This window comes from Flavobacterium melibiosi, from assembly GCF_048158545.1.
GTDB lineage: Bacteria > Bacteroidota > Bacteroidia > Flavobacteriales > Flavobacteriaceae > Flavobacterium > Flavobacterium melibiosi.
The window spans coordinates 81405-96565 of the sequence record NZ_JBLNKU010000011.1; the positions used below are offsets into that span (position 1 = coordinate 81405).

Sequence of the window (15161 nt, forward strand, 5' to 3'; positions counted from 1 at the left end):
GTCATTGTTAAATAAAAAACATCCCATTTCGGGATGTTTTTTTATTTTCTAAGATAGGTCTGATACGTATAATCGTAAAGGTGTTTTTCATCTTTTTCATTAAATTCGGATGCCGTTATTTCCCATTCTTCAAGATTGATTTCAGGAAAAAAAGCGTCAGCTTCAAAACTATGATGAACTCTTGTAATCTCAACCTTATCTGTAAAAGGAAGCCCTAAATTATAAATTTCACCTCCTCCAATAATATAAATGGTTTCATTTCTAGGACAAATCTCTAATGCTTTTTCTATGCTTCCTACAATGATACAACCTTCGGGCTGGTATCCTTCCTGTCGGGATATCACAATATGGGTTCGATTAGGTAATGGTTTTGGGAAGCTTTCAAAAGTTTTCCGTCCCATTATGATATAATGTCCGGAAGTAAGTGTTTTAAATCTTTTGAAATCATTTGGAAGATGCCATACTAATTCATTGTTTTTTCCAAGCGCATTATTTTCGGCAACAGCCGCAATCATTACTATCATAGTTCTCTTAATTTTTATATAGAGGATTCTTCGTTAATTTTTGTTTGCAATTGGTCAATTTTTTTTTGCTGAAGTGCAACAAGCCGATCTATCTGTTCTCTTTCCCAATCTTTATTCATAAAACGGTCTGTAATGTAAACTTTTATGAAATGTAATATGAATATAAAAAACCAGATAGTAATTCCCCAAATATACCAATCTGCCTCTACATCAATTGCAAAAAATTTATTGGCTACAAATAAAAAGAAACTTCCTAAAAGGAATAAAACAAAATGGAAATACAATCTCTTTTTTTGCTTAATTCGTCGTCTAGCATACTCATATTGTTCGTGTTGATCTTTTTCCATAGGTTAAATTTTGTTTATAAAGATAAATTTTATTTTGAAAAGGCACAATTTTGATTCGGGATTATTTAGTAAGAAAACGTTTTCTTATTTAGGATATAAAAATTAACACTTAGATAATTAAGGATTTATTCGAAAATTAACATTGTTTATGTCATTCTCTTAAATCTTCATGTGCTTTGTTGAAAGTTCATTTGAATTTATTTTCTTTGTTACATAATTCTAAAAATGAAATAGTTATGTCAATTAAGAAACAATTTGTAAAAACAAAACCAGTTTGTAAAGTTACATTTTCAGTAGAAGCAAAGCAAGCTACAACAGCATCAGTGGTTGGTGATTTCAATAATTGGAATTTAGCCGAAGGTGTTTTGAGTAAATTAAAAAACGGAACTTTTAAAGCTACTTACGACTTGAACAAAGATGCGTCTTATGAGTTTAAATATATTATAGATGGTGAGTTCGTAAATGAACCGGAAGCTGATTCATTTGTATGGAATGATTTTGCTGGTACTGAAAATAGCGTTTTGTCTATCTAATCAAATATGAAAATCCGCTGAGAAGCGGATTTTCTTTATTTTTTTATTGGGAATTGGAATTTTAAACATCATTTATGCCGTTTTACACGGCAACGCTTCCTTTTATTAGGGGGTGTGGTTCGTAACCTTCAAGTGTGAAATCTTCAAAGCCAAAATCGAAAATATTTTTAATCTCAGGATTCAAAATCATTTTTGGCAATGGTTTTGGTTCACGTGATAATTGTAATTCCAGTTGTTCAAAATGATTGTTATAAATATGTGCATCGCCAAAAGTGTGAATAAATTCGCCTGGCTGTAATTCACAAATTTGTGCAATCATCATGGTAAGCAATGCGTAGGAAGCTATATTAAAGGGAACACCCAAGAAAATATCGGCGCTTCGTTGGTATAATTGACAGGATAATTTTCCATCGGAAACATAAAATTGAAAAAATGCATGGCAAGGAGGTAAAGCCGCCTTATTGTTGGCTACATTTTCCTCAAAAGATTTTTTCGTGTCCGGTAGTACAGAAGGATTCCACGCTGAAACGAGCATTCTACGGCTGTTAGGATTGGTTTTTAGTTCTGTAATTAGTTCCGTAATCTGGTCTATTTCTTCGCTATTCCAGTTGCGCCATTGGTGGCCATAAACTGGTCCTAAATCTCCATTGCTATCTGCCCAGGCATCCCAAATTTTCACTCCATTTTCTTGAAGATACTTAATATTTGTATCGCCTTTCAGGAACCAGAGTAATTCGTAAATAATAGATTTTAGATGGAGTTTTTTAGTGGTAACCATCGGAAAACCTTCGCTTAGGTCAAAACGCATTTGATATCCAAATACACTTTTTGTTCCTGTTCCGGTTCGATCTCCCTTTTGACAACCGTTTTCCATAACGTGTTGCACTAAATCTAAATATTGCTTCATTCTTAAGGTATTAGGTGTGAGGTTTTGGGACTGTTAAAATTCCTGTTCTATGGTTAGTACACTTAATTTATTTTTGATTGTAATCGCTCTGGATAACACCTAAAACCTAGTGCCTAACACCAATTTATGATTCTCTCTTCGAAATTTCGTCTCTAATCTTAGCTGCTTTTTCGTAATCTTCATGTTCTACAGCTTGATCAAGTAACTCGTTCAATTCCTGTAGGCTGTGTTTGGAATACGTATGTCCGGATTGATTGCTTTCTTCTTCACGACCAAAAGTATCTGGATTTGAAAGCACATCATCGATTTCCTGTGAATCTTTATTCGCTTCCAAAGGATTTGCTTTCAAATAAATTCCAGCTTTATCAAGGATGTTTTTATAAGTATAAATTGGGGCATTGAATCGTAATGCTAAAGCAATAGCATCGGAAGTTCTGGCGTCTATTATCTCTTCAATTTTATCTCTTTCGCAAATGATACTGGAATAAAAAACACCATCTACCAGTTTGTGAATAATGACTTGTTTTACAATAATATCAAAACGCTCAGCAAAATTTTTGAATAAATCATGTGTCAAAGGGCGAGGAGGCTTGATTTCTTTTTCTAAAGCAATAGCAATAGATTGGGCTTCAAAAGCACCTATGACGATAGGCAATTTTCTTTCACCGTCAACTTCATTCAAAATCAAAGCATACGCTCCGTTTTGGGTTTGACTATATGAAATCCCCTTTATGGATAATTTAACTAAGCTCATAGTTGTGAAAATGGAAAAGTACGACGTACTTATTTTTTTAATAAAAAATTAGGCGCATTTTTTATTCAAAAAAATTGCTGCCTAAGAGCAAAGATACAAATATCTTAATTTTTAGGCAGCAATTTGAAGAGATTTATTGAATTATGACTGATGAGCCTTAAACGCTTTAAGTTTCTCAATTAATTTTGGGACAATTTCAAAAGCATCTCCTACAATTCCGTAATCAGCTACTTTGAAGAATGGTGCTTCGGGATCGCTATTGATAACCACTTTTACTTTAGAAGAGTTGATTCCTGCAATGTGTTGAATGGCTCCAGAAATTCCTATAGCAATATAAAGGTTAGTAGCAACAGGTTTTCCCGTTTGTCCTACGTGCTCTCCGTGAGGTCTCCATCCTAAATCGGAAACGGGTTTTGAACAAGCAGTTGCAGCTCCAAGAACTGAAGCCAATTCTTCAATCATTCCCCAGTTTTCAGGACCTTTTAATCCACGTCCAGCAGAAACTACGATATCAGCATCAGCGATGGAAACTTTTCCAGAACCTTTTTCTACGGATTCAACTTTTACACCAAAATCATTGTCTCCAATTGTTGGGTTAAAATCTTTTTGAGTCAATGTAGATGTATTTTCAAAAACACCGTAAGAGTTCTTAGCAAGTCCAAGAACTTTGACGTCTGTTGCAATTTCAGTAATATTGAAAGCTTTGTTTGAAAAAGCATTTCTTTTTACTTGAAAAGGCGAAGTTGAAATGGGTAATCCAACAACATTTGAAGCAAATCCTGCTTCTAACGCTACTGCAACTAGTGAGGAGAGGTAAATACTGTCTGTAGTTGATGAAAGTAAAATTAATTTAGCGCTTTCTTTTTGAGCTGCTTGTTTGATTACATCAGCATACGCTTTGGCTGTAAATCCTGATAATTTATCGTTATTTACTTTTAATACTTTATCTACTCCATATTTTGATAATTCCGAAACATCTCCGGCGTTTACGGTTACGGCTGTAACTGTAGTTCCTAGTGATTCGGCTACTTTTTTTGCGTAAGAAGCTAATTCGAATGCTACTTTTTTAAATTTTCCTTCTGCGTATTCCGCATATATTAATATTGACATAATGATTTTAGATTTTAGATTAACGATTTTAGATTTTTGATGTGAATCAAATGTTGAATTTTAGATTTATGCTGCTTTCTGCAATCTTAAATCTGAATTCTTCAATCTTAAATTACCTTGGCTTCGTTGTGTAACAAATTGATTAATTCATCTAAATTATCAGCAGAAATTAATTTTACCGCTGATTTTGGAGCTGGTTTTTCAAATTTCACTGCTTTTGTGTTTACTGAAGCTTCAACTGGTTCAAGGATAGTCAATACTTTAGTTCTTGCAGTCATAATTCCTCTCATGTTAGGAATACGCAAGTCTTTTTCTTCAACCAGTCCCTTTTGTCCACCAATGATTAAAGGCAAAGTAGTGCTTACTGTTTCTTTTCCACCATCAATCTCACGGATTGCTTTTACATTAGTTCCATCAACAGTAAGGCTTGTGCAAGAATTTAGAAAATTATAACCTAAAATACCGGCAATCATTCCAGGAACCATTCCTCCATTATAATCCAGCGATTCTTTTCCGGCTATGATAACGTCGTATGCGCCGTTTTTAATTACTTCTGCAAGTTGTTTAGCAACAAAAAATCCGTCTTTGGGGGTTGCGTTTACACGAATGGCTTCGTTTGCGCCTATTGCTAATGCTTTTCTTAAAGTTGGTTCCGTTTCCGGTCCTCCGACATTTACAACAGTAACGGTTGCACCTTGTTGTTCTTGAAACCAAATGGCACGTGTTAAACCAAATTCATCATTTGGATTGATTACGTATTGTACGCCATTAGTGTCGAATTCAGAGTCACCATTGACGAAGTTAATCTTTGAAGTAGTATCAGGAACGTGACTGATGCAAACTAATATTTTCATAAGTATTGATTTTATTATTCAAAATTTGTTTCACAAAATTAGAATAATAATTCGAATAATTTACTATGCGTGCATAATATTTTCAAATGCTATTACGATTTCGCAATTTTGTAATAAAAGCGGGATATTTTTTTGATAAGAGAAAGGTTGCTTATGGATTTGAATGAATTAATGAAAAAAATTAAACAAAAAGCAACCAAATTGTTGTTTTCGACTTCTCATTTAATGTGCAGATTGAGGGGATAAGTTGCTTAAGATGTACAAATCTTTAATGCTACATCGATTTCGTAGCCCGGATAGCAGCGGTATCCTTGTTGTGGTTCCTTTAACCACAACAAGATATAGCGTATAGCCGGAAATGGCTCCTGATTATTTTAAAGTGATTTATGCTTTTAAGTGGTTTAAAATATTTATTTTTGCTTTTCGAAAATTACATACATACAACATACAACTATGAGAACTATACAATTTAGAGAGGCCATTTGCGAAGCAATGAGTGAAGAAATGCGTCGCGATGAGTCCATATACTTAATGGGTGAAGAAGTTGCAGAATATAATGGTGCGTACAAAGCATCTAAAGGAATGCTTGCTGAATTTGGCGAAAAAAGAGTGATTGACACTCCGATTGCGGAACTAGGTTTTACAGGTATCGCAGTAGGTTCAGCAATGAATGGATGTAGACCAATTGTTGAATATATGACTTTCAATTTCTGTTTAGTAGGGATTGACCAAATAATAAATAACGCTGCCAAAATGCGTCAGATGACAGGTGGACAATTCAATGTGCCTATCGTTTTTCGTGGACCAACGGCTTCGGCGGGACAATTAGGAGCGACACACTCACAAGCACTTGAAAACTGGTTTGCTAACACTCCAGGTCTTAAAGTAGTAGTTCCATCTAATGTTTACGATGCTAAAGGATTATTAAAATCAGCTATTCGTGATAATGATCCTGTGATTTTCATGGAATCAGAACAAATGTATGGTGATAAAGGGGAAGTTCCAGATGGTGAATATACTATTCCAATTGGTGTTGCTGATATCAAACGTGAAGGGACTGATGTAACTATCGTGTCTTTTGGAAAAATCATCAAAGAAGCGTATATCGCTGCAGATGAGTTAGCCAAAGAAGGAATCTCCTGTGAAATTATCGATTTAAGAACAGTTCGCCCTTTGGATTTTGAAACAATTTTGACTTCGGTTAAAAAAACAAACAGATTGGTGATTCTTGAAGAGGCTTGGCCTTTTGCAAGTGTTTCTTCTGAGATAACTTATTTAGTTCAAGAGCGTGCTTTTGATTTTCTTGATGCGCCAATCCAGCGTATCACAACGGCTGATACTCCTGCGCCTTACTCTCCAGTATTACTTAAAGAATGGTTGCCTAATGCGGGAGATGTAGTGAAAGCGGTTAAAAAAGTATTGTATAAAAAATAGATTTTTTTAAATTTTTATTTTTAGATAAACTTTAACAGTCAATAGACTTAATTTCAGGGAATCTAGATTTCTAAATACCTATATTTGAAACTTCATCAATTGTATATTTGATGGAGTTTTTTTTTGAATGACTATGAAAAAGAATTTTTTGTTTCTCTTATTTTTTTTACTGGTTTCAGTAAATGTTCTTTTTGCGCAAACTAAAGTTAGTGGAATTGTTGTGGACAAAACAGATCAACCTATTCCTTTTGCCAATGTGGTTTTCAAGAACTCGAGTGAAGGAATTGTTACCAATGAAGATGGTCGCTTTTACCTTGAATCCGAAAAAACCTACACTACTTTAATAATATCCTCGGTAGGGTTTTCCGAAAAAGAAATCACTTTAGATAAACAGGTGAATTATAATTTCAAAATTCAGTTGAATGAAGCCGAGAGTTTGAGTGAAGTAGTTGTTTTTGCAGGTAAAACTTCAAAAAAAAATAATCCTGCCCTTGATATTCTGAAAAAAATTTGGGAAAGGAAACGTCATAATGGGTTGTATTTATTTGATCAATATCAAATGGAAAAGTATGAGAAAATAGAATTTGACATGAATTCTATTGATAGTACTTTTATGGAAAGCAAGCTTTTTAAGGGGATGGAGTTTATTTTCAACCAAATGGATACTTCAAAAATTACGGGTAAAACGTATTTACCCATTTTTGTAAATGAATCGCTTAATGATGTTTACGGAGATAATAAATTAAAAAAAGTAAAGGAAAAAATAAAAGCCAATAAGACTTCTGGTTTTAATGGGAACCAACAGATTTTGACTTTTGTAAAAGATTTATATTCTAATTACGATATCTATAATAACTACTTAACTTTTTTTGACAAAAGTTTTACGAGCCCATTGTCCAAAACGGGTATTGATGTTTATAATTATGTCTTGAAAGACAGTGCTTTCATTGATAAGAAATGGTGTTATAATATTGTATTTTATCCACGACGCAAGAACGAATTGACTTTCAAAGGTGATTTTTGGGTGAATGATTCCACATTTGCCATCAAGAAAATTAATATGGCAGTTACAAAAAGTGCCAATATCAATTGGGTAAAAGACATTTATTTGGAGCAGGAATTTGAGGTGGTCAGTGATTCTGTTTTTCTATTAACCCGAGATTATTTAATGTCTGATTTTGCTTTAAACAAAAAAGAAAAATCAAAAGGTGTTTACGGAAAGCGAACCACTTTCTATAGGAATCATCAATTCAATAAAGAGAAACCTGTTGCTTTCTATAAGGAGGAGGTTAATTATATGGATGCTGATGTTTATAACAAATCGGATGAGTACTGGAACGAGAATCGATTTGAGAACTTAACTAAGGACGAATTGGGTGTTTATAAAATGCTGGATACACTGCAAACGGTTAGGAAATTCAAGCAAATATACAGTACGGTTCAGGTTCTGGCCAGCGGATTTTTGCAATTTGGAAATTTTGATTATGGTCCCATTTTCTCCACTTTTGGATACAATGAAGTGGAGGGTGCTCGATTGCGAGCAGGTGGAAGAACCTATTTTGGAACGAACGACACTTGGCGTTTGCAAGGCTATACAGCCTATGGTTTTAAGGATGAAAAATTCAAATATGGATTTTCCGGTAAATGGATGGTCGATAAGAAAAAAAGAATCATTTTGTCTGGAGGTAACAGGCGTGATATCGAGCAAATTGGTGCCAGTTTGACTACTACATATGATATTTTGGGTAGAAGTTTTGCTTCGTCTTCTGTTTTTTCATCAGGTAGTAACGGAAAATTGACCAATATCAATCTGAGCAATATCGCAGTAGAAATAGAGCCGGTTAAAAATTTAATATTTCAAACCGGAATTTCGTATCGCACTCTGGAGTCTGCTTCCCCCACATTTAGCCTGGATTATTACACGGATATAGCGAATGGTGTGACAAAAAGTGAAGTTAAGCAATCGGAAGCTAACTTCCAGGTTGAATATACACCAAAGAGAAAAACCATTGGATTTGCTGTGGAAAGAGAAAATGTTGACAGTCCTTACAGTCGCTTTTTTGTCAATTACAGTCATGGTTTTAAAGGATTGTTGAATAGTGATTTCAAATATGATAAGATACAATTCTATTACAAGCAACCGATAATTATTGGGCCATTGGGGCGTACGAATATAATTATGGAACTGGGGAAAACTTTTGGAACCGTTCCTTTGGGATTGATGAGTGTTATTCCGGGAAATCAAACTTTTTTCACACTTGAGAACACCTTTAGCAATCTTAATTTTTATGAATTTGTGTCAGATCAATACGCTACTTTCCAGTGGAACCACAATTTCAATGGCCGATTTTTTTCTAGAATTCCATTTATGCGAAAACTCAATTGGAGAGAAATCGTATCGGTAAAAGGCGTTTACGGTAGCATTTCAGATGAGAACAGAGCTATAAATGCTTCTGGTTTGGTCTACAACGCACCCGAAAAAGGGTATTGGGAATACAGTGCCGGAATTGGCAATATCTTCAAAGTATTCCGTATCGATTTTGCTTGGAGAGGTAATTATCTCAATACGCCTGATACGAAACGTTTTTCGGTAAAAGGGTCATTTGGGTTTAATTTCTAGGAGCTATTCCTTCCGAAACTTTAGGACGGGCTAAAAAAAAATCAGATTATGCAAGAAGCCATCGACTATCTTTTAGAAAAAGACACCATTTTCAAGTCAATTATTGAACAATATGGAATGCCAACCATTCCTAAAAGGCCTCAGGGTTTTGAGACTTTAGTATTATTGATTTTAGAACAACAGGTATCTATAGATTCAGCCAAGGCCACTTTTTTAAAATTAAAAACCAAAGAAAAAACGGTTGAACCTAATGCACTTCTTAATTTATCAGACGAAGAATTTAGGAATCTTGGTGTAAGCCACCAAAAAACGTCTTACATTAAAGCGTTGTCAACTGCAATACTGAATAAGGATATTGATTTGGAAAGTTTGCCAAGCAAAACGGCTCAGCAAGTTCGAGAAGAACTTATCAAGATTAAAGGAATAGGAAATTGGACAATTGATATCTATTTAATGTTTTGTCTTCAAGCACCAGATTTGTTACCCTTGGGTGATATTGCGGTAGTAAATACCATAAAAGAATTGCTGGATATTCACAATAAAGAAGATATGGAAGTCCATACTATAAGATGGAGTCCGTATCGTTCCGTGGCTACCTATCTTTTATGGCATCATTATTTGAACAAAAGAAATAGAACGGTGGTTTACTAAAGTGCTGTTTGTTACAATTTAATCAACAGATAACCTAATTTTTTCATTGCTGAAAGGGATTCTTTACTTATTTTTGCACCCATAAATATAGAAAAGAAAAACTAAAATGACTGCAGACAAATTAACAACTTTCGATGTCTTAATCGAAATACCAAGAGGAAGTAGAAATAAATACGAATATGATTTCGAAATAAAAAGAATGCGTTTTGACAGAATGTTATTCTCGTCAATGATGTATCCGGCTGATTACGGATTTATTCCTGAAACTTTAGCATTAGATGGAGATCCATTAGATGTTTTGGTTTTAGTAAACGAGCCAACTTTTCCCGGATGTGTAATGGAAGTAAAACCAATCGGTGTTTTCCATATGGCAGATGATAAAGGACCAGATGAAAAAGTAATCTGTGTACCGGTTTCAGATCCAATTTGGAATTCATTAGAAAATTTATCGGATATTAATCCACACTTGTTAAAAGAGATTGAACACTTCTTTCAAGTTTACAAAGATCTTGAAAACAAGCAAGTTGATGTAGAAGGTTGGGGAGATGTAAATGAAGCGTTTGCCATTATTAAAGAATGTACAGAGCGTTTTAATCAAATTGAAAACAAACCAGAAGGATTATTTAGTATTAAATAATTTTAGGCTATAATTTTTACAAAAAAAGCAATATTCCGTTAGGAGTATTGCTTTTTTGTTTAAATTCGTTTTGTTGCATTAATAATACTAACCAAAAACCAAAAGAAATTTATGAATACAATAATGATTTACTTGCCAATAGTTATGGCAATTGTAGGACTTCTGTTCATGTGGGTTAAAAGAGCTTGGGTATTAAAACAAGACGCCGGAGATGGTAAAATGAAAGAGATTTCAGATTATATCTACGAAGGAGCATTAGCCTTCCTTAATGCAGAATATAGATTATTAGCCTTCTTCGTTGTTGGTGCAAGTATCGTTTTAGCAGGGATTTCGTTTATTGTTCCCACCACACATATATTAATAGTAGTTGCTTTTGTTTTCGGAGCTTTTTTCTCAGCATTAGCGGGGAATATGGGAATGAAAATCGCAACAAAAACAAATGTTAGAACAACGCAAGCTGCACGTACCAGTTTACCGCAAGCATTAAAAGTCTCTTTTGGCGGTGGAACAGTAATGGGATTGGGAGTTGCGGGTTTAGCAGTTTTAGGTTTAACAACATTCTTTATTTTCTTCTTCCACTTTTTTATGAATGGAGCTTGGACTTCAACAGATGATATGACTATTGTTTTGGAGACATTAGCTGGGTTTTCTCTTGGAGCAGAGTCTATTGCGCTTTTTGCAAGAGTTGGTGGTGGAATTTATACAAAAGCTGCCGATGTTGGAGCGGATTTAGTAGGTAAAGTAGAAGCTGGAATCCCTGAAGATGATCCTCGTAATCCTGCAACAATTGCAGATAACGTAGGTGATAATGTGGGAGACGTTGCCGGAATGGGTGCCGATTTATTTGGTTCTTACGTAGCAACTGTTTTGGCTGCGATGGTTTTGGGTAACTATGTTATCAAAGATATGGGCGGAAACATTCAAGATGCTTTTGGCGGGATTGGGCCTATTTTATTACCAATGGCAATCGCTGGTTTTGGAATTTTATTTTCTATTATCGGGACTATGGTTGTGAAAATTACTGATGATAATGCAAAAGAAGCGCAAGTGCAAAGCGCTTTAAATATGGGTAACTGGCTTTCAATAGGATTAACCTTAATTGCATGTTATTTTTTAGTTGATTATATGTTACCAGAAACGATGAAAATGGATTTCTTCGGAGAAGGGACTAAAGAAATTTCTTCAATGCGTGTTTTCTATGCTACAATTGTAGGTTTAGCAGTTGGTGGACTCATTTCGTCAGTAACTGAATATTATACAGGATTGGGGACAAAACCTGTTATGGCAATTGTACAAAAATCTTCAACCGGAGCAGGGACAAACGTAATTGCAGGACTGGCAACCGGAATGATTTCTACATTTCCAACCGTTCTTTTATTTGCAGCAGCGATTTGGAGTTCTTATGCTTTAGCAGGGTTCTATGGTGTGGCTTTGGCTGCTTCAGCGATGATGGCAACAACGGCAATGCAATTGGCAATTGATGCTTTCGGACCAATATCAGATAACGCGGGTGGAATTGCTGAAATGAGTGAATTGCCAAAAGAAGTTCGTACCAGAACTGATATTTTAGATTCTGTTGGAAACACAACTGCTGCAACGGGAAAAGGTTTTGCAATTGCATCAGCTGCATTGACTTCACTGGCTTTGTTTGCGGCATATGTTACTTTTACAGGAATTGACGGAATCAATATTTTCAAAGCGCCCGTTTTAGCCATGTTATTTGTGGGCGGAATGATACCCGTAGTTTTCTCTGCTTTGGCAATGAATTCTGTTGGAAAAGCCGCAATGGATATGGTGTATGAAGTACGTCGTCAGTTCAGGGAGATTCCAGGAATTATGGAAGGAACTGGAAAACCGGAATATGCTAAATGTGTTGATATTTCTACCAAAGCCGCTTTACGCGAAATGATGTTGCCGGGAATTTTGACTATTGGTTTTCCAATTGCGATTGTTTTACTAGGGAAGTTAGTTTATTCAGATAACAATCAATTAATTGCAGAAATGCTAGGAGGTTATATGGCTGGAGTTACTGTTTCTGGTGTCCTTTGGGCTGTTTTCCAAAACAATGCTGGAGGTGCTTGGGACAATGCTAAGAAATCTTTTGAAGCAGGAGTTATGATTAATGGTGAAATGACGTATAAAGGTTCTGATGCGCATAAAGCGGCGGTTACTGGAGATACTGTTGGAGATCCGTTCAAAGATACTTCTGGACCATCAATGAATATTTTGATTAAATTGACTTGTTTAATTGGTTTGGTAATTGCACCAATTTTGGGCAGTGGAAGTCACACGATTTCCGATAAAGCGTCTTGTTGCGTGGCTTCAGGAAAATGCACCTCAATGTCAGCGGAAGAATGTAAAGCAAAAGGCTGTACAAATAAAACCTGTGAACATATGAATGCAGCAGCAATGCCAAATCACCACATGATGTATAAAGAAGTTTCAATTCAAAAAACAAGTACTAATGGTGTGGTTGTGGCTACAGTAACAACAACGATAAATGGTAAAGTGGATACTCAAGTTTTCGAGGGTACTGAGAAAGAAGTTCAGGCGAAAATCGATGCTTTGAAATAAAACAATGAGTTATTTGATAGTTAAAATGCCCTGTGAAAACAGGGCATTTTGCTTTTATAACAACCGATGAATTACTGATAAAATTAGCTTATTTAACTTTGAATCCGTCGATTAGTATTTTATAAAGATTCAATAAGTACCCCAATCCCAATTGCCCCAATCGTCACCTAAATTAGAAAGTTCTACTGCAGCAATAACTAAAAGAACAACCCCCAAGGAACCGACAACAATTGCGACATTTCCTACTGTTGTTGCTGTTTTATCGAGAACACGTATCGTTTTTAAATCACTTTCGGTTAGTGGTATTCTTTCAATTCCAGCTCTGGTTTTTAGGAGGCCGTAATAGATGCCGTCAGTTTGTTCAATCCTCTTAAATTTGAGTTTTGTATTGTCAGACTTAATGACTAAAACTTTTCGATCTGTAGTTGCAGCCTCCTCTAAAGTCACAGGCGTTTTTTTATAAACGCTACAACTTTGCAGCATAAGCGCAATAACCAGTAAAAAACAAACGGTTTTAGTTTTAAAATTTTTGAGTCTCATGATTTTTAAATTTTAATTAATAATCAGAAAAATCAGTTGATTAATGTTTTATTGTGGTAAAATAAGGGTGGCGAAAGTAAATTAGCTTAATTTTTATTTGTGTTAAAGTATTGATGTATAAAGATATAAAAATAAAAAATGCCTCGCAATTGTGAGACATTTTGTTATATGTAATTTTTTTAAAAGTTTTTTCTCCAGTTTCTTCTCCCTTTCCTTTAAAGAGTACCGAAGCTTCGGGAGAGTAGAGGATTAGAATAATCCATTCAGTTCTGCATTAATCCTATTTAAAATAGTTCCTAAATCTTCCGGATTGTCAACAAAATTAATGTTATCTACATCAATAATTAATAGTTTTCCTTTGTTGTATGTATGAACCCACGCTTCATAACGCTCATTCAAACGACTTAAATAGTCAATAGAAATGGAATTTTCATATTCGCGACCGCGTTTGTGAATTTGTCCCACTAAATTTGGGATGGAACTTCTTAAGTAAATCAGCAAATCGGGTGGTTTCACCAATGATTCCATTAATTCGAAAAGAGAAGAATAATTCTGAAAATCACGATTCGTCATTAAACCCATGGAATAAAGGTTGGGGGCGAAAATATGGGCATCTTCATAAATCGTTCTGTCTTGGATGATTTTTTTTCCGCTTTCGCGAATTTGCATTACTTGGCGAAAACGACTGTTCAAGAAATAAATTTGTAAATTAAAAGACCAACGCTCCATTTGATGATAGAAATCATCTAAATAAGGATTATCGACAACATCTTCAAAATGGGGTTCCCATTTAAAGTGTTTTGCCAGTAATTGTGTCAAAGTTGTTTTTCCTGATCCAATGTTTCCTGCTACTGCTATGTGCATTACGGTATTGTGATTTTATAATTTGTAATTCCTTCAAGTGTAAAAATAGATAAAATTTGGTCTTTGTAGCAGAATTTTTTAAACGTTTTTTCTAAAATTTCAATTTCAAATTTTTGATTCTTTTCAATGTCTTCAATAGTCAGAATGGAGTCCTTAAAAATGATAAATTGATTATCGTTGATGATTTCTATCGAATCAAAATCGGGTGTTTTTCTCTTCTTTGTTATTTTCCCAAAAATGTCACAAGAGTACCAATTATTTTTTTCGTCAATCCAATAAAAAGTATTGAAATCAGATTGATAATATTTAATGCTTTCCGGAAATGAGGTTGAAATGGTTTTGTAATCATTTTTTAAATAATCGTATAGTCCAATTTGCTGATTCAAACTATTGTAAACCCATAATTGATTTTGAGAAGCTATTCCGGTAGCGGTCACAACAATTGGGATTATGTGTTCTGAAAAGTTAATCTTTTGAATTTCGTTCAGTTGATTGTCAAGTAAGATAACGGTATTAAAGTTTTCGTAGAATAAAATAATTTTCAAAGGATTTTGCAAATCTACTTTTGTGATTTTTCCCAAAGCAATGTTTTTATATTCTATAGATTCGCTGTCTTTCGTTTTAGAAAAAATATTATTTTTAATGGTGTAATAAAAATCAAATTTATCGTATCCCAAAAACTGTTCGGCAGCAATAGTTATGTGATTTATCTTTGTAGCAAGTAGTTTTTGGTTTTGCCCGGATGCAATCGAGGATAAGGTGAAAAAAAATACTATAATAAGGTTTTTCATAATTCAAGCAAATTACAAAAA

Annotated in this window: 15 protein-coding genes; 6 read left to right on the forward strand and 9 right to left on the reverse strand. The window is 34.5% G+C overall.

Annotated elements, in window-relative coordinates; genetic code table 11:
- Positions 1-41: 41 nt before the first annotated feature.
- Complete coding sequence (locus tag ACM55F_RS13650; protein ID WP_416854362.1) at positions 42-524, reverse strand: dihydrofolate reductase; 483 nt, start codon at positions 522-524, stop codon at positions 42-44.
- A 14-nt stretch (positions 525-538) separates the two neighbouring features.
- Positions 539-871 (reverse strand): 2TM domain-containing protein, encoded by a 333-nt coding sequence (locus ACM55F_RS13655; RefSeq protein ID WP_416854363.1) that lies wholly within the window; start codon positions 869-871, stop codon positions 539-541.
- A gap of 236 nt (positions 872-1107) precedes the next feature.
- On the opposite strand from ACM55F_RS13655, the gene ACM55F_RS13660 reads away from it, so the two are divergent.
- Positions 1108-1404, forward strand: a complete 297-nt coding sequence (locus ACM55F_RS13660) for an isoamylase early set domain-containing protein (protein WP_416854364.1) — start codon at positions 1108-1110, stop codon at positions 1402-1404.
- Positions 1405-1486: 82 nt separating this feature from the next.
- Here ACM55F_RS13660 and ACM55F_RS13665 read toward each other — a convergent pair whose 3' ends face one another.
- From ACM55F_RS13665 to ACM55F_RS13680, 4 genes are all read right to left on the reverse strand, one after another.
- Positions 1487-2311, reverse strand: coding sequence for a thymidylate synthase (locus ACM55F_RS13665; protein ID WP_416854366.1), 825 nt, complete (start codon positions 2309-2311; stop codon positions 1487-1489).
- A gap of 124 nt (positions 2312-2435) precedes the next feature.
- Complete coding sequence (locus tag ACM55F_RS13670; protein WP_416854367.1) at positions 2436-3065, reverse strand: bifunctional nuclease domain-containing protein; 630 nt, start codon at positions 3063-3065, stop codon at positions 2436-2438.
- Positions 3066-3206: 141 nt separating this feature from the next.
- Complete coding sequence (locus ACM55F_RS13675; protein WP_416854368.1) at positions 3207-4175, reverse strand: electron transfer flavoprotein subunit alpha/FixB family protein; 969 nt, start codon at positions 4173-4175, stop codon at positions 3207-3209.
- Between the two features lie 107 nt (positions 4176-4282).
- Positions 4283-5029, reverse strand: coding sequence for an electron transfer flavoprotein subunit beta/FixA family protein (locus tag ACM55F_RS13680; RefSeq protein ID WP_416854369.1), 747 nt, complete (start codon positions 5027-5029; stop codon positions 4283-4285).
- Positions 5030-5467: 438 nt separating this feature from the next.
- On the opposite strand from ACM55F_RS13680, the gene ACM55F_RS13685 reads away from it, so the two are divergent.
- The 5 genes from ACM55F_RS13685 to ACM55F_RS13705 all read left to right on the forward strand — a co-directional run bounded on the left by ACM55F_RS13685 (position 5468) and on the right by ACM55F_RS13705 (position 12945).
- Entirely contained in the window at positions 5468-6463 is a 996-nt protein-coding gene (locus ACM55F_RS13685; RefSeq protein ID WP_416854430.1) for a pyruvate dehydrogenase complex E1 component subunit beta, read from the forward strand.
- Between the two features lie 133 nt (positions 6464-6596).
- On the forward strand, positions 6597-9083 hold the full coding sequence (locus ACM55F_RS13690; RefSeq protein WP_416854370.1) for a DUF5686 and carboxypeptidase-like regulatory domain-containing protein: 2487 nt from the start codon (positions 6597-6599) through the stop codon (positions 9081-9083).
- Between the two features lie 48 nt (positions 9084-9131).
- Positions 9132-9734 carry a DNA-3-methyladenine glycosylase family protein gene (locus ACM55F_RS13695; RefSeq protein ID WP_416854372.1) on the forward strand — a complete coding sequence of 201 codons (603 nt, stop codon included), beginning with the start codon at positions 9132-9134 and terminating at the stop codon, positions 9732-9734.
- 106 nt (positions 9735-9840) lie between these two features.
- Positions 9841-10371: an inorganic diphosphatase gene (locus tag ACM55F_RS13700; protein ID WP_039110802.1), complete on the forward strand. Its 531-nt coding sequence runs from the start codon at positions 9841-9843 to the stop codon at positions 10369-10371.
- Between the two features lie 111 nt (positions 10372-10482).
- Complete coding sequence (locus ACM55F_RS13705) at positions 10483-12945, forward strand: sodium-translocating pyrophosphatase (protein ID WP_416854373.1); 2463 nt, start codon at positions 10483-10485, stop codon at positions 12943-12945.
- A 129-nt stretch (positions 12946-13074) separates the two neighbouring features.
- Here ACM55F_RS13705 and ACM55F_RS13710 read toward each other — a convergent pair whose 3' ends face one another.
- The 3 genes from ACM55F_RS13710 to ACM55F_RS13720 form a co-directional block, all read right to left on the reverse strand.
- Positions 13075-13485, reverse strand: a complete 411-nt coding sequence (locus tag ACM55F_RS13710) for a hypothetical protein (protein ID WP_416854374.1) — start codon at positions 13483-13485, stop codon at positions 13075-13077.
- A 249-nt stretch (positions 13486-13734) separates the two neighbouring features.
- A complete protein-coding gene (locus ACM55F_RS13715; protein ID WP_416854375.1) occupies positions 13735-14349 on the reverse strand; it encodes a deoxynucleoside kinase in 615 nt (204 codons plus the stop codon).
- A complete protein-coding gene (locus ACM55F_RS13720; RefSeq protein ID WP_416854376.1) occupies positions 14349-15140 on the reverse strand; it encodes a hypothetical protein in 792 nt (263 codons plus the stop codon). Before ACM55F_RS13720 ends, ACM55F_RS13715 begins: the two co-directional genes overlap by 1 nt.
- Between the last annotated feature and the right edge of the window lie 21 nt (positions 15141-15161).